At 36.7% G+C, this 15,486-nt stretch carries 15 protein-coding genes; 7 read left to right on the forward strand and 8 right to left on the reverse strand.

From position 1 onward, the window contains the following. Window positions 1-27: 27 nt before the first annotated feature. Genes M9892_01330 through M9892_01355 form a run of 6 tightly spaced genes read left to right on the forward strand, consistent with a single transcriptional unit; the run spans window position 28 to window position 5,129 of the window. The gene (locus M9892_01330; protein ID MCO5252991.1) at window positions 28-807 is read left to right on the forward strand and encodes a biotin--[acetyl-CoA-carboxylase] ligase; all 780 of its coding nucleotides are present in this window, start codon (window positions 28-30) and stop codon (window positions 805-807) included. Next, complete coding sequence (locus M9892_01335) at window positions 795-1,511, forward strand: type III pantothenate kinase (GenBank protein MCO5252992.1); 717 nt, start codon at window positions 795-797, stop codon at window positions 1,509-1,511. The genes M9892_01330 and M9892_01335 overlap by 13 nt, the downstream gene beginning before the upstream one ends. Continuing rightward, window positions 1,498-2,898, forward strand: a complete 1,401-nt coding sequence (locus tag M9892_01340) for a hypothetical protein (GenBank protein ID MCO5252993.1) — start codon at window positions 1,498-1,500, stop codon at window positions 2,896-2,898. Before M9892_01335 ends, M9892_01340 begins: the two co-directional genes overlap by 14 nt. A gap of 4 nt (window positions 2,899-2,902) precedes the next feature. Further along, the gene (locus M9892_01345; protein ID MCO5252994.1) at window positions 2,903-4,336 is read left to right on the forward strand and encodes a hypothetical protein; all 1,434 of its coding nucleotides are present in this window, start codon (window positions 2,903-2,905) and stop codon (window positions 4,334-4,336) included. Further along, the gene (gene lptC / locus M9892_01350; GenBank protein ID MCO5252995.1) at window positions 4,329-4,919 is read left to right on the forward strand and encodes an LPS export ABC transporter periplasmic protein LptC; all 591 of its coding nucleotides are present in this window, start codon (window positions 4,329-4,331) and stop codon (window positions 4,917-4,919) included. Before M9892_01345 ends, lptC begins: the two co-directional genes overlap by 8 nt. A 12-nt stretch (window positions 4,920-4,931) precedes the next feature. Beyond that, a complete protein-coding gene (locus M9892_01355) occupies window positions 4,932-5,129 on the forward strand; it encodes a hypothetical protein (GenBank protein MCO5252996.1) in 198 nt (65 codons plus the stop codon). Between the two features lies 1 nt (window position 5,130). Here M9892_01355 and ygiD read toward each other — a convergent pair whose 3' ends face one another. From ygiD to M9892_01395, 8 genes are all read right to left on the reverse strand, one after another. After that, window positions 5,131-6,012, reverse strand: coding sequence for a 4,5-DOPA dioxygenase extradiol (gene ygiD, locus M9892_01360; GenBank protein ID MCO5252997.1), 882 nt, complete (start codon window positions 6,010-6,012; stop codon window positions 5,131-5,133). 81 nt (window positions 6,013-6,093) lie between these two features. Then, a complete protein-coding gene (locus M9892_01365; GenBank protein MCO5252998.1) occupies window positions 6,094-7,233 on the reverse strand; it encodes a DegT/DnrJ/EryC1/StrS family aminotransferase in 1,140 nt (379 codons plus the stop codon). After that, window positions 7,233-8,597 (reverse strand): O-antigen ligase family protein, encoded by a 1,365-nt coding sequence (locus M9892_01370; GenBank protein ID MCO5252999.1) that lies wholly within the window; start codon window positions 8,595-8,597, stop codon window positions 7,233-7,235. The genes M9892_01365 and M9892_01370 overlap by 1 nt, the downstream gene beginning before the upstream one ends. A 40-nt stretch (window positions 8,598-8,637) precedes the next feature. Continuing rightward, a complete protein-coding gene (bamA, locus tag M9892_01375) occupies window positions 8,638-11,169 on the reverse strand; it encodes an outer membrane protein assembly factor BamA (GenBank protein MCO5253000.1) in 2,532 nt (843 codons plus the stop codon). Next, entirely contained in the window at window positions 11,159-11,905 is a 747-nt protein-coding gene (locus M9892_01380; GenBank protein MCO5253001.1) for an isoprenyl transferase, read from the reverse strand. Before M9892_01380 ends, bamA begins: the two co-directional genes overlap by 11 nt. 27 nt (window positions 11,906-11,932) lie before the next feature. After that, the gene (locus M9892_01385) at window positions 11,933-12,775 is read right to left on the reverse strand and encodes a DUF6089 family protein (GenBank protein MCO5253002.1); all 843 of its coding nucleotides are present in this window, start codon (window positions 12,773-12,775) and stop codon (window positions 11,933-11,935) included. Next, a complete protein-coding gene (locus M9892_01390; GenBank protein ID MCO5253003.1) occupies window positions 12,772-13,701 on the reverse strand; it encodes a DUF6089 family protein in 930 nt (309 codons plus the stop codon). The genes M9892_01385 and M9892_01390 overlap by 4 nt, the downstream gene beginning before the upstream one ends. Before the next feature lie 123 nt (window positions 13,702-13,824). Beyond that, window positions 13,825-14,799, reverse strand: coding sequence for a polyprenyl synthetase family protein (locus M9892_01395; GenBank protein ID MCO5253004.1), 975 nt, complete (start codon window positions 14,797-14,799; stop codon window positions 13,825-13,827). A gap of 95 nt (window positions 14,800-14,894) precedes the next feature. Here M9892_01395 and M9892_01400 point away from each other — a divergent pair, with 95 nt between their 5' ends. Further along, a complete protein-coding gene (locus tag M9892_01400; GenBank protein ID MCO5253005.1) occupies window positions 14,895-15,482 on the forward strand; it encodes an adenylate kinase in 588 nt (195 codons plus the stop codon). The last annotated feature ends 4 nt before the right edge of the window (window positions 15,483-15,486 follow it).

Genomic DNA, 15,486 nt, shown 5'->3' on the forward strand with positions numbered 1-15,486 from the left:
TTTTGCACCCATAAATTTTTATTGATTTTGGAAAGCGCAAATTTATACAAGGAAGACCTAATTGCAGGCTACAGATGCAAATATTTTGATTCGGTCAGCTCAACAAATGATTATGTAAAAACAATTTTGGATGAGGTTGTCTCATACATTCCGGCAGCTATCATTGCAGATTATCAGACAGAAGGCAAAGGACAAATGGGTAATGGATGGGAATCAGAACACGGGAAAAATCTGTTAATTACTGTAGTAATGAAACCCAATTTCAGTTTGTCGGAAGCTTTGTTCAGAATTAACTATATCTTGACATATAGTTTGATTTGTACGCTTCGAAGTTCATTTGACATGCCTGCACTGCTGAAGTGGCCTAATGACATTTTTCTTGATGACAAAAAGATTGCAGGTGTACTTGCCGAAACAACCATTGCAGGCGACAAAGTAAACACTGTCATTGGTGGAATAGGGCTCAATATCAATCAAGTTTTTAAAGACAGTGATATGGGTTATCCTGCAATCAGTATGCGAGACTATGCCGGAAAAGAATTTGACATTCATACAGTAACGGAGGAATTTCTAAAAACGTTAAGAGATGTTACAGAAAAAAACACATTTACTTCACTCAATTTCTTAGAAGAGAAGATTAGTCAGTTGTTATGGAAAAGAAATGTCCAACAAGAATTTCTTGAAAGAGACACTAACAAAAAAATACTTGCCGCACCTGATAAATTTTGCTCTGACCATCGTTTACTTGTGAAGCATAATGGTATTTTCAAAAAACTTACACGTGAGCACTATCAATGGATTCCATAATCTGTGTTGATATAGGTAATCAAAACTTGAAGCTTGCCGAATTCAACACAAAAGGCAAGTTGTTGAATCACCAAATATATCCAAACACAGAATCTCTCGAAGTTATTAGCAATGTAAGTAAAGATACTCAAGTTATTATATCGGATGTGAGTGGAAAAACTGACCCAATCTGTCATCAGAAAAACCTTCTCATCATTAATGCACAAACTGCCCTCCCTTTCAAAACCAATTACAAAACACCCGAAACACTGGGCACAGACCGTTTGTGTGGACTGGCAGGCGCATTATTCCTCAAACCCGATACAAATTGCTTGGTTTTTAACCTTGGCACCTGCCTAACTATTGATTTTGTAAGTAAAGACAGAGTTTATTCCGGTGGAAATATTTCGCCCGGACTGTCGTTAAGATATAAATCATTGCATCAATTCACTGCAAAACTACCTTTGATTACACCTACTCACATCACTTCGACTATGGGAAAAGACACTCAGAGTGCCATTGCCAACGGTGTTCAAAACGGCATTCAGGCAGAAATTGAATTTTATATTAATCAGTTTTGGAGTCAATCAGACCAAATCAATATTTTTCTGACCGGAGGTGATGCAGTTTTTTTTGAGAAGAAACTAAAAACAAAGATATTCGCAGCGCCTTATCTAAACCTATACGGATTATTCAACATAGCTCAAATTAATGGTATCATTTAAACAAGCACTCGTTATTCTACTCGCAAGTATGGGAGGAATTCCCTCCGTTCTACAAGCTCAAAATAACACCAACTCTCCTTATTCATACTCAGGTTTGGGTGAGATAAATCATGGATATCTAACCAGAAACAGGGCATTAGGAGGAGTTGCAACTTCCATTTTTTCCAATAATCATTATAATTATGTAAATCCTGCAAGCATTGGTTTTATTGACAAAACCATCATAGATTTTGGACTCAGAGGCGAAAGAGGCACACTTCGGACTAAAAGTGATTTCAGAGATTTTAATAATGGCAACTTTAATTATTTCGGGATTGGATTCAGAGCAATTTACAAGAAAGACAAGCATAGACCCGACACCATTTTTAACGCGGACAAAACCATAAACAAAATCACTAATCCTTCCAATTTATTTAGCTGGGCAACAGGACTATCTATTACCCCATACAGCAGTTTGGGCGGAGATTTTCAACAAAAATTAGATACTAGTTTTGCTACTGCGATTTTTTCAAACACTGCTAACGGGGGTCTGACATCTGTTGGTTTTAATAATGGTTTCAAATTCGGCAAGTATATAAGTCTTGGATATTCTCTTTCCTTTATGTGGGGACAAAGTCTCAAAACAAGACTTGCCACTTTCCCTGACACACAAAATATTGTTACCTTACAAGACCTTGACTTCACACAATACAACGGTTTTAATCATACATTTGGGCTGGGATTTGTCATACCGCTCAACAAAAAAATGACCCTCAGTTCCGGTATCAGCTATCAACTGCCTTATTTACTTAATTCCAAGCAATCTAGAACTGTAAGAAGTTTTGACTATAACATCCAAGGTATTCTTGTGCTACAAGATACAATCTTCAATACAGACGAGAAGAAGAGTACTGTAAACATCCCTTCTTATTTGTCTGCGGGATTTTCATTTACGCTCAAAGAAAAATTCAGCTTTGGAGCAGAATATGCAGTACAGAATTGGTCTGATGTAATGAATAAAGGGTGGAATACTGATTTTGCCAATTATAACAAATTAAGTCTTGGTATCACTATCAATCCTGAATCTACTCCAACCAAAAGCATGCATAATCCCGAAATATATTTAGGCTTTAATACTGCTAATCTTAACGCGGTTTACTATGATGAGCAAGGGAGAATTAAGCCAATCAAAGAAACTGGCATATCTTTTGGAATTGGATTACCCGTAGTAAGAGATGTTTTTACTGAAGATGGAAAAAGAGAAAAATACAAATCTATGATTTACTTATCGGGCGAATATATCAAGAGAGGTGATATAACTGATGGCAGAGTCAGAGAAGATTTATATAGGATTTCCATAGGAATGTCACTTACCGATTTATGGTTTATTAAAAGAAAGTACAGATAATCAAATGAAAAGAATTAGCTCAAACATAATGGCAATGAACAAATTATTTATTTTAACATTTTTCCCATTGTGGGCTTGTGCCGGAGGCAAAACTGTTGCGGCAACCGAGACTCACACAACTGTAGTTACAACTCAAACTGACAATCAAACAAACACTCCCCCTCCTCCTAATACAAACAGACCTATTGAATGTTTGCACCCATTTGGAGAAAACCCGGAAGATTCTCTTGACATGCTCCGAACATTCTCATTATATCAAGAGGGATTCAAATACAAGAACTATGCGGGTGTTTATCCCATGTGGCAAAAAATTATGGCAAAAGCACCTTGTGCCCGATTAGGTCCTTATGTAGATGCAGAAACCATGTTTCCTGCTTTCCTTGCTGATTCCACCCTCAAAAACAAAAAGGAAATTTTATTAGATTCATTTTTTGCTGTTTTCCCTCAACGCATCCATTACCACGGAAACGAAGGAGCCGTAAAAGGCAGATGGGCATATTATTTAAATTTGTATCGCCCAACAGAGTACACCAAGATTATTGAATTATGTGAAAGAGCCATAGTGGTTGAAAACAACAAGTTAGAGTATATTGTTCCATCCACATACATGACAGCCATTTTTAACGCTTATAAAAACAAAAAAGCAAGCAAAGAAGATATTTTGAATGCTTATGATAAAATAGGCACTATCATGGATTTCAATGTAAATAGTAACGGACCTTATGCAGCTTATTGGAAACAAACCCAAGATGGAATTGAAAACAGTTTGCGTGGCATTGTAAAAAGCGAAGATATCGATCAGATTTTCATGCCAAGACTTAAAGCCAATCCCAATGATACCGCACTCAAAGAAAAAATTGTGAAACTATATAGAAGCGCACAAGCATATAATAGCCCTAACTATATTTCTGTATTAAAATCTCTTTTTGAAGTTAAACCGGATGCAACTACTGCAGAAGAACTTGCAAAATACTACGACAACAATAATGACGTGAAGACTGCAAATACCTACTATGATAAAGCAGCAGGATATGCTGATGACCCAAAACGCAAAGAATCCTTCTATATCAAAATTGCTGCTAATTATTTGAAAATAAACAATCCTTCACAAGCATTAAATTATACAAACAAAGTGTTGGCTTCTAATCCCGGTAACGGATACGCCCTGATTATAGAAGCTATGGCAAAATATAATATGGCAGTGAGCAATTGTACTGATCCATTTGACAAAAAAGCTGCTGCATGGGTAACTATCGATATGTTGCAGAAAGCCATCTCCATTGACCCTTCTATCAAAGATGAAGCACAAAGCAGAATCAATACTTACAAGAAACATGCACCAGATAAAGAAACTGCATTTTTCAAAGGTGTAACAGAAGGTCAACCCTATAATGTAAGTTGCATGAATGCCACCACAACAGTCAGATTTTTTGAATAAAATTAATGACTATATCCTTTTGAACAAAAACCCGTTTGATACAACAATCATACGGGTTTTTGTCTTTATTTTCTTTTTTGTGTTTGCATCATGCACTAATAATAAAAAAGAAATTATCAATCAATTAGACCACCTGCAAGAAGTATTGACAACTGAGACTGCTGAAGATATTAAGATTTTATATACAGATTCGGGATTTCTTAAAGCGGTATTAACATCACCCAAAGCCGTGTCAAAAAGAGGCAATGAAAACCCTTATACTGAAATGCCGAACGGTCTTAAATCTGTTTTTTTCAATCAAAATAAACAAGTCGAAAGTACTGTTTCTTCTGAATATGGAATCAGTTATGAAAAAGAACAAAAGGTTATTCTCAGACGAAATGTTGATGTGGTTAATATTAAGAATGAGAAGTTGAATACGGAAGAATTGATTTGGGACCAAAAGTCCAAAAAGATTTATACAGACAAATTTGTAAAGATAACCACCCCAACAGAGATTCTTACCGGATATGGACTCATTGCGGATGAGGATTTCAGTAATTGGGTAATAAAAAAGGCAAGCGGAGAATTTAATTTAGAATAACTTGCACCTCCAATGACAGCTAACTGGTTTTTACTGATTTTGTGGATGTTTGTTGCAGCTATAGCGGTTATTGAAATGACCGCTGCATACTTAGACAATGGACTTTCAAGCATTAAGACATGGCTGTTCTTTGCATTGCTGATTGCGTCTTTTTTCTTTATAGTCAGACTGCGAAAATTGCGTAACAAAGAGAAAATTAAAGGTAAATAAGTTAACCTATTTTATAAGAAGTCATAGTAAGCGAACCGGCTAAAGCCGCATCATTGAAAATACTGATTTCTTCGTTTGGCTCCGCCAATGCCAAGGCATACAAAAGAGGCAGATAATGCTCCGGTGTAGGTACCGCAAGTTCAAACGCCTTGCCGAGTGATTTATAATTAATAATTTTGGCAAAATCCCTATTGAGAACACTCTTCCTGACTATATCATTGGCTTCTAATGCCCAATCAAAACCATAATTCTCATTGATTTTATTCCATGCAACTAAACGCAGGTTGTGTACTATATTTCCACTGCCTATGATTAAAACTCCTTTTTTCCGAAGGCTTGATAATTCTTGAGCCAACTCAAAGTGATACCGAGCATCCTTTGTATAATCAATACTTAGTTCAACAACAGGCACATCCGCATTAGGGTACAAATGTTTTAGCACAGTCCATGCACCATGGTCTAATCCCCAGTCTTGATTTAAACCTATTTCTGATTTACTTAATAAAGCTTGGGTCTGTTTGGCAAGTTCAGGATTTCCTAATACCGGATATTCTACTTCATACAACTCTTTGGGAAATCCACCAAAATCATGGATAGTTTTGGGGTGTTCCATTGCTGTTACAAAAGTACCACGTGTTTCCCAGTGGGCGGAGACACAAATAATCGCTTGAGGTTTCGGTATTTGTTTGCTAACATTTCTAAACCCTTCCACAAACTCATTTTCTTCAATTGCATTCATAGGATTGCCGTGTCCAACAAATAACACCGGCATTTTGACCGAGTCTTCCAAACTAAAATTCAGCTGATTCAGCGCGTTCATTTTCATGGCTTGATAAGCAAATGGAGCAAGAACTAAGGTTTTGAGAAATTTCTTCCTATCCATTCTTTAGCAAAGATGCAAAATTTTCTTTATCCAAGAATACACCTTGCAAACAATTGGATAAACAAGAATTGTTGTCTTTGATTATTTGCTTGCAGAACTCTCTTGTTTTACAAAAGATTGAATATTCTCCACAATATATTTTAGCTGGTCTTCGTCCATCTCGGTACTGATCGGTAATGAAACGACATTTTGTGCTAAGTGTTCAGAAATAGGAATTACATCTTCTGTTTTATAAGCATTCTGTCTATGAATAGGGATTGGATAATAAACCATGGATGGGATATTCTTGGACGCTAAAAAAGATTTGAAACTTTCTCTGTCTATCCCATTTAAAACCAAAGTATATTGATGAAAGACATGAGTTGAATAACTTGCTCTGGCAGGTAATTCAATCGTAGGACTAAACTCTTTAAAAGCATTGTCATAATATGTGGCTACTTTGTTTCTTGCTGCATTGTATTCATCCAGATGTGGAAGTTTTGCCAACAATATTGCCGCCTGAATAGTATCTAATCTTGAGTTCACACCCACCATGTCATGAATATACTTTACTTTTTGTCCGTGGTTGGCAATACATTGCAACTTAGCCCCCAATATTGCATCTTGTGTGACAAGAGCGCCTCCGTCACCATAACATCCAAGATTTTTTGAAGGGAAAAAAGAGGTTGTTCCAATATGTCCGATTGTTCCTGCCTTTTGGGTTGAACCATCCTTAAAAGTATAATCTGCGCCAATAGCTTGGGCATTATCTTCTATGACAAACAAGTTAAATTCTTTAGCAATCTGAATCAACTCTTCCATAGGTGCACATTGTCCAAACAGGTGAACAGGAGCAATCACTTTAGTTTTGGCTGTAATCTTTTCTCTTACGGAATGAGGGTCAATCGTATAATAATGCGGATGTACATCTGCATAAACAGGCTTTAATCCAAGCAATTTTACAACTTCTGCCAGTGCAACATAGTTAAAAGAGGGTATAATAACTTCATCATCAGGTTCTAACTCAAGTGCCATCAAGGCAATTTGCAGTGCATCCGTTCCATTGGCACAAGGAATTACATGATTCACATGCAAATATTTGCCCAGTTCATTAGCAAAATGTTTTACTTCGGCTCCATTGATAAAAGACGAAGAGTCTATAACAGCTTCAATCCCTGAGAGTACTTCTTCTTTAATTTTGAGATATTGACCATGAAGATCAACCATAGAAATGGGTTTCATTATTTTAGCAATTTTTGAGTTGGCAAAGGTATTGTACTGTCCGATATTTTGGTTCTCTTCACTAATTTATTGGGAGTAAATGCCGCTATAACAAAACCGAACCACAGTTGCCATGTATAAGGGTTTAGCGATGCCACCATAAAACTTTCAAAAATTCCAATAACTACCGCTCCAAAAAACAAGGGTGCAATGGAAGGAGATTTTTTCTGTGCTCTAAAGACAAGGTAAATTACCCCTGACAAGAAAGAAACTAAGCCTAAGAGGCCTGTATTGAGCCAGATAGTAAGATATGAATTATGAATATTTCCGTAGTTGTGAATCAACATAGGAATCTCGGCATACCATTTTTTGTCCCAATGAGAATACTCTGCATAGGTAAAACCATATCCCAGCCAATAGTGGCTTTGAATTTCTCGCCAACAAGCATCCCACACATAAATCCTGCCCGATGCATAGGAAATAGTATCAAGTCGAAACTCGGATTGCAAACCAAAATCTATAATAAGTGTTTCAAACCAAGCAGTAATTACAGCATAACCGGATGCAATCACAAGCGCAATAACAAAACCCGCAAAAAACTTAACCTTAATAGTCCTAAAGAGAAAAAATATTACTAATGCCATCAATGCACTTCTTGACGCGCTCAACAAGACCGTAAAAATAAAAACCCCAATAAACAACCAATACATCTTGGCAGAAAATAGTTTTGGAAACTTATCTTTTACCAACACAATATTCATAATAAAAAGAGCTGAGAAAATCCCGACACCATTGGGGTTACGATGTATTCCATTAAACCTGCCAAAATGCGCAAATCCTTCGGGGTTAATCCTAGACATTACAATACTGATTGCATAAAGTGCCACAAACATAAAGAGTAACTTTCTCAAGAATGAAGCACCTCCTGGACGGTTCAACACATGCAATAATACAGCAGGTACTATAACAATCATGAGTCCATAGGAAATCAACTTTTGGAAACCCAAGAAATCAAAATTGACAAGTATAAGTCCTAATAATGCAATAAACAGATATGCCCAGAAATAATTAATGAACGAGTTCTTAATGGGATTTTTAGTCTTTGTCATCACATATAAGAAAAGCAAAATAGACACAAACTCCTTCGCGTTACCGGCATTGAGAAACATTGGCATTACACTATCCGAAAACAACAGAATTATAAGAAAAAGTATGAAAGCGTCACCAAGTCTGTTTTTTGTTAGATTCCACCCAATAACACCCAAAACAACAAGTGAAGCTACAATACTTCCGGCAAATGATGATAAGAGAATCAGAATAAGCTGCAGGATAATTTCCTTGCTCAGTAATAGTAATCCTTTGGCTTCTTTGAGAAGTTGCTGCACGGTTGCGAAGGTATAAAACTATTTGAAGTCATAACAAGGCTTAGAACTGCTGTCCCAAATAGAAGTGGAAGCGGCCCGGCTTATCTCCGGGATTCACTTGTTTCCAATCAAATCCATATCCATAATCAACCCCAATCAATCCAAACATCGGCAAAAACAGTCGCAATCCTACCCCACCTGCTCTACGCAAATCAAAAGGATTGAAATTTTTAAAATTTACCCAAGCATTACCTGCTTCCAAAAATGATAAAACATAGATTGTTGCATTCGGATTATCCGTAATAGGATATCGTAATTCAAGCGTTTGTTTACTAAAAATTGTACCTCCAATATTGCGATAACCGGAGGCTGCGGTAGAAATTTCTCCTTCATCATAGCCTCTTTGTGACACTATTTCGGTGCCATAAAATGTAAAACCTGACAATCCGCTTCCTCCCACCACGAATCTCTCAAAGGGAGATAATCCAATAAGCGGGTTATAACTGCCCATAACCCCAAAACGCGATCTTGCCATCAAAACAAATTTTGTTTTATTAAAAGGTTTTAAATACCATTCAGCGTCAAATTTCCATTTATGATATTCAACCCATTTGTATTTTTCTTCGTTAGTAGCATTCGTCCAATCCTTAGATGAAAGAAGTGAGAAAGGCGGTGTAAATGCAAGCGACAACGACACATTGCTCCCTCCTGTAGGGAAGATAAACCCGCCCTCTAACGCATTTCGAGACAAAGCCGTCTGAAATTCAAGAGTTCTTGATTTGCCATTTTCGATGACTTCAAAAAAGTCTTTTCCGTTCTGAATTTTATAACGCTGATAAGTCATAGAATACATAATAGAAAAGTTATCATCCGGCCATTTCAATCGTTTAGCCAAGGAAACACTAGCTCCTGTGGTCATCATGGATTGTCTTGCAGGATCGCTTTTGGGGCGACCGTTAAAATTATAAATTGAGTGAAACACACTCGTAGTAAACGAATTTGGCTTGCGTCCACCTAACCAAGGTTCAGTAAATGAAAAATTATAGGCTTGAAAGAATCCGCTGCTTTGTCCTCTCAACGATAATTTTTGCCCATCACCTACAGGAATAGGATTCCAAAGCTTAGGGTTCAGCATTTTTTTTGATGAAAAATTATTCAAAACCAAACCTAAAGTACCCACAAATTGGGCACTTTGTCCGCCATAACCGGGTCCAATTCCTCCTGACAATTCAATCTGGTCTGAGGCTTTCTCCACAACCGTATATTCTATATCCACCGTACCATCAGCAGGATTGGGTTTGGGCACTACATTAATCTGTTGAGGATCAAACAAGCCCATTGATGATAACTCACGCACAGTACGTTGAATATCAGAACGTGAAAATTTCTGACCGGGACGTGTTCTTAATTCTCTGATAATCACATGGTCGCTGGTTTTGTAGTTACCTCGAACTATCATGTTTCTTAGGGTTGCTTGCTCCCCTTCCTGAATCTTAATCTCTACATCTATTGAATCTCCTTCTACATTGATTTCCAAAGGGACAGCGTTGAAAAACAAGTAACCATCATCCATATATAGTCCTTGAACATCATATCCATCAGGGCTTGCATACAGCTTTTCATCAAATCTTGATTGGTTGTACACATCGCCACTTTCGATTCCTAAGACTCTCGAAAGTATTTCATCAGAAAAAACGGTATTGCCCGAGAAGGTGATATTTCTAAAATAATATTGTATTCCCTCCTTAATGTGCATTTTAACGACAACCCTATTGTCACTAATCTTAATGACGGAATCAGTTTCAATTTGCATATCTCTGAATCCTTTTGAATGATAGAGTTTAATCAAATCCAGCTTATCCATTTCATAATCATCTTCTATAAACTTAGCAGATTTGAAAATATTGATTTTGTTTTTTCTACGTTTGGTGTTTTTAAAACTTTTTCTGAGTTGCGCGTCTGTCAATGCAATGTTTCCAACAAATTCAAAGTCATAAAGTTTTACTTTCTGACCCTTATCAATATATATTCTGAAAATATTCGCATTACTTTTATCTTTATCGGGTATAGATTCTATGCGAACATTTGCACTAAAATATCCTTTTTCATAATAAAACTGCTTAATCTCACGCGTGGTTTTATTAATGAGGTCTTCATTAATAATCATGTTTCCTTTGAGCGAAATTTCATCTCGGACATTTCGGGCTTCCGACCTTTTCAATCCCGGGAACGTAAACTTAGATAATCGAGGTCTTTCTTTAACCCAAATAATAATATTAGCGGTGTCATCGTGAATCGTTTGGACATATACTTTTACATCTGAAAAAAGTTCTTGTCGCCATAGATTGGTTATGATATCGCTGACCTTGGGTCCCGGAATCTTGATTTTCTGACCTAAAGATAAGTTTGAATAGACAACAATCAATGAGGTTTCAACAAACACATTGCCCTCTACTACTATATTGTTTATGACTATTTCTTTTTGAGCTGAAAAATCAAAATTCAATAGTTGTGCACTGTCTTTCTGCCCATAGACCCCTCTTATTGTAAAGAGTGCAAAAAGAATGTAGATATAAATTTTCTTATTTTTCATTCACTAACTGTTCACTGGTTTTTCCGAACCTTCTTTCTCTATTTTGATAATCTAAAATTGCTTGATAAAAATGCTCTTTTTTAAAATCAGGCCAAAATATCGGAGTAAAATAAAACTCAGAATAGGCTGATTCCCAAAGGAGAAAATTACTGATTCTTTGTTCACCACCAGTTCTAATAATAAGTTCAGGCTCCGGGAATTGGGCAGTACTGAGGGATTGGGCAATCAAATGTTCATCTATCTGTTCGGAACTAATTTCATTTGACTTCACTTTTTCTGAAATATTTCTTATCGCCTTGGTTATATCCCATTTTGCACTGTAATTGATTGCCAAAATAACTGTTATTCCTGAATGGGTTTGAGTATTGACAACAGCCTCGTTAAGTTGAGCCCGCACTTCTGATGCAAGTTCTGAGACATCTCCAATAATTTGAAGGCGTATCTCATTTTCTGTCAAGGTCTTAATTTCTTTTCGAATGGTTTTTACAAGCAGACTCATTAACCCACTAACTTCTAATACCGGTCTATTCCAATTCTCCTTTGAAAAAGTATAGAGTGTCAAGTATTTAATTCCGATTTTGGCTGCAGCTTCTACAATTTCACGTACAGACCCTACTCCATATTCATGTCCTATCAATCTTGACAAACCTTTTCTTTTTGCCCATCTACCATTACCATCCATAATAAGGGCAACATGTTGAGGGACTTTTTCTATATCAATTTCTGTATGTTCCAAGATTGTGTAAAGGCTGGCGAATTTATATTAAAATGATTTATCGTTTGCACAAGGTACGCTACCAAATTTATACCCTATTCTAAAGTTTATAAAAAAGAACCAATCATTCAGATGCGGATCTCCTCTCATCATTCTATCCGGAGCAGTAAAATTGATATCGGAGCCTTCCTTGTACCTGTGTGACATCATTGCGGCTAATTGTCCCTTATCTGCAAGTGTTTTATTATAAGAAGGATATTCTCCCTTTACGTCATCCAAATAATCCGTCCATGTTTTTCTGAAACCTAATTCAAATCCAACAACCAAATTTTGGCTTTGTTTCCATTTAAGACCAAAACCTATCGGCAGTGCCGGTTGAATCAGACTGTACTTTTTTTTCCCATCCAAGCCTTGACCTTCTGTTCCTAAATCTCGTAATGAAACCACTTCATTATTATATTTTGTTTTGGGATCAAAACGAAAAACACTTAAGCCGGTAAGCATATAAGGTGAGAATGACTTCATATTTGGGCTTAGCCCAAAAGGGTTAAAATTAAATTCTGCCACAACTCCGGCTTCATAAATATTAGAATAAAAGCTCAAATTTCGCTGGGTATAAGCAACGAAATTCTTATCCGAACCGGAAATTTTAGCATAGGAAAACTGATAGCGTAGAGAAACCCATTCATTGTAATTGCGTTGAAAATAGGCACCAAACATGGGGTGTGTTTCAGAAAAAACTATTTCTTTGGCTAAGTCTCCATGGTAGTTTGAGCCTCCAAACATAACTCCGAATTCCATTTTACCTGCAAAAAACCGCTGTGCCTGAGTAGAAAGATTGAACGACAACAGTATGGAAAGTATCAGGTATTTGGAATTCCTTCTTATCATTCAAAATTAAAGCAAGGAACTTTCCCGCCAAGTATTCTATAGGTAATATTAATCCCTGCGAACATATACCAATCTTTTGTCCTATTGTTTCCTCTTGAATCATCCTCCAAAAATGGCTTTTCGCCTACTTCATACGATCTGTCAAACAAGGCTTTGGACATATAGCCACCAGCACCACCGACAATAATTGGATCCCAATATTTGGTAGAAATATCGTCTAGATAATCCGTAAATGTTTTTCGCACACCTATTTCAAAACCGGCTGTCCAATAGTCGCTCAATTGAAATTTGTATCCTGCTCCAAACGGGATGCTTACTTGTGTAAGTGAATATCTTTTGGCTCCATTATTCTTGGTCGTTTCTTGTGCTTCTGTAGAAAGTGGTTGCAACTCAACCCAATTTCCATCTCTGGATGACAAACTTGGATCTTGATTTGGCAAGCCTTGATGATAATAAAACTGTGTGAGAGGATTAAATTTAAATACTGCAATAGAACCAAAAAGATAGGGTGTAGATGCTAAGTGTGTTCGTGTTTGCTGCCAACCCATCAAATTCCACTCAAATCCGCCTGAGAATTCAAAGATATTAGACCTGAAATTCAAATTTCTTCTTCTTCTGAATGCATCGTCATTGAAGTTCTTATCATCTCCGCTAATTCGCATGTACATGGCAACAGCTCTAAGACTGATACTCGGGGTCAAATTGTATCTTATCATAGCTCCGCCTGCAAGATGAGTTTCTCCAATAACAGGCATAAATGATTTGGTCAATTCTCCGGTATAATTAGAGCCACCAATAAAAATTCCGAAATCTAAAGCCGTTTCTCTTTTGGAAGGAATCGGATTCTGTGCAAAGACGTGCTCACTCAAAAACATTGCAACACCAAGTGAACAAAAATAAAAAATGGAGGTAAAATTTCGTTTCATGTTTCTTTATTAATAGCTGAATTTAAGACGCGCGAATTTACACCTTTAACGTAATAAATAAGAAATTATTTTGGCTGGAATTGTTGCCATTAGGCTATTCTGTACAGTGGACGAAACTCCTACTTAGTTTTTACGTTCAATTATGTAGTTTAAGACAGCAATTAAATGTTCTTTGTGCCTACTATCTTGTAGTATTTCAAGATCTCGCATAGCTTTTTGTTTATACTCATTCATTACTTTACGTGCATATTCTGCACCTCCCGAATTTACGATAAATGAAACTACTTCTTGAATCTGTTCAGTACTGATTTTTTTAGATTTAAAAATCCTGATAATTTCCTTTTTACGTTTAGGTTCAGCATTATTGAGCGAATAAATTAAAGGCAAGGTCATTTTCCGGTCTTTAATATCAACAGCTTTAGGTTTGCCTGAGTTGTCATCATTAAAATCAAAAAGATCATCTTTAATTTGAAAAGCCATACCGGCATTTTCTCCAAAATTTCTCATCGCTTCTACCAATTCTGTAGAATCAGAAACACTGGCAGCACCCATAGCACAGCATGAGGCAAACAATGAAGCAGTTTTATTTGAGATTATTTGATAATAGTCGGCTTCTTTAATATCAAGTTTACGCGCTTTTTCCAACTGCAGCAATTCTCCTTCTGCCATACGCTTCATGGCATCTGAAACGATATTGAGCATTTCAAAATCTTTGTTTTCAACAGCCATAATTAACCCCCGTGCTAATAGAAAATCTCCTACAAGCACAGCAATTTTATTTTTCCAAAGTGCATTGATAGAAAAGAAACCTCTTCGCTTATAACTTTCATCTACAACATCATCATGGACAAGCGTAGCAGTATGTAATAATTCAACCAAGGAAGCTCCTCTATATGTTTTTTCATTGATAGTTCCGCAACTGCCGGCTGTCAACAATACCATAACAGGCCTAATTTGTTTGCCCTTGCGCTTAACAATATAATTAAGAATTGTATCGAGTAAGGAAACTTTGGTTTTTACACCTTTGGAAAAGGTTGACTCAAAACCGGCAAACTGATCTTTTAACTCATATTTTATATCTTTTAAAATGTCTGCCACGCTGCGTTACTTTCGGGCTGCTAAAATACAACTGTTTGCAATAAAGCATGGTATTTCAGATTTTAATTTTATTTTTGTGCCTCATTAAAAAGTTCATGTTAAATATTGTATTATTTGGTCCTCCGGGGGCTGGCAAAGGCACTCAATCTGCTAAATTAGTTGACACATTTGGTTTGGTACATTTAAGTACGGGAGATATTTTTCGTTTCAACATCAAAAACGAAACTGCACTTGGACAACTTGCCAAATCATACATTGACAAAGGTGAGTTAGTACCTGACGAGGTTACCATTAACATGCTGAAGAGCGAATTGTCCAAATTCCCAAATGCAAAAGGATTTATTTTTGATGGATTTCCCCGAACTGTGCCGCAGGCTGAAGCCTTAGACTCGCTTTTATCTACGCTGAACACACGCATTAGCCTCATGCTGTCCTTAGATGTACCCGAAGACGAACTTACCCGAAGATTACTCGAAAGAGGAAAAATCAGTGGTCGCACTGATGATACAGACGAATTTATTATTCGCAACAGAATCAGAGTGTATAATGAACAGACTGCTGTGGCAGCTGATTTTTACAACAAACAAAATAAGTATAAGCAAATCAATGGCGTAGGCTCTGTTGAGACAATATACGAACTCTTATCAAAAGAGATTCAATCTGTTCTCTCCTCTTCTATTTAACCCC

This window comes from Bacteroidota bacterium (genome assembly GCA_023957335.1).
GTDB lineage: Bacteria > Bacteroidota > Bacteroidia > NS11-12g > UBA955 > JALOAG01.

Coding starts and splice junctions, on each gene's coding strand:
- M9892_01400 (MCO5253005.1), top strand. CDS start 14,895: ATGTTAAATATTGTATTATTTGGTCCTCCGGGGGCTGGCAAAGGCACT.
- M9892_01365 (MCO5252998.1), bottom strand. CDS start 7,233: ATGAAACCCATTTCTATGGTTGATCTTCATGGTCAATATCTCAAAATT.
- bamA (MCO5253000.1), bottom strand. CDS start 11,169: ATGAAAAATAAGAAAATTTATATCTACATTCTTTTTGCACTCTTTACA.
- M9892_01335 (MCO5252992.1), top strand. CDS start 795: ATGGATTCCATAATCTGTGTTGATATAGGTAATCAAAACTTGAAGCTT.
- M9892_01355 (MCO5252996.1), top strand. CDS start 4,932: ATGACAGCTAACTGGTTTTTACTGATTTTGTGGATGTTTGTTGCAGCT.
- M9892_01385 (MCO5253002.1), bottom strand. CDS start 12,775: ATGATAAGAAGGAATTCCAAATACCTGATACTTTCCATACTGTTGTCG.
- M9892_01340 (MCO5252993.1), top strand. CDS start 1,498: ATGGTATCATTTAAACAAGCACTCGTTATTCTACTCGCAAGTATGGGA.
- M9892_01390 (MCO5253003.1), bottom strand. CDS start 13,701: ATGAAACGAAATTTTACCTCCATTTTTTATTTTTGTTCACTTGGTGTT.
- ygiD (MCO5252997.1), bottom strand. CDS start 6,012: ATGGATAGGAAGAAATTTCTCAAAACCTTAGTTCTTGCTCCATTTGCT.
- M9892_01345 (MCO5252994.1), top strand. CDS start 2,903: ATGAAAAGAATTAGCTCAAACATAATGGCAATGAACAAATTATTTATT.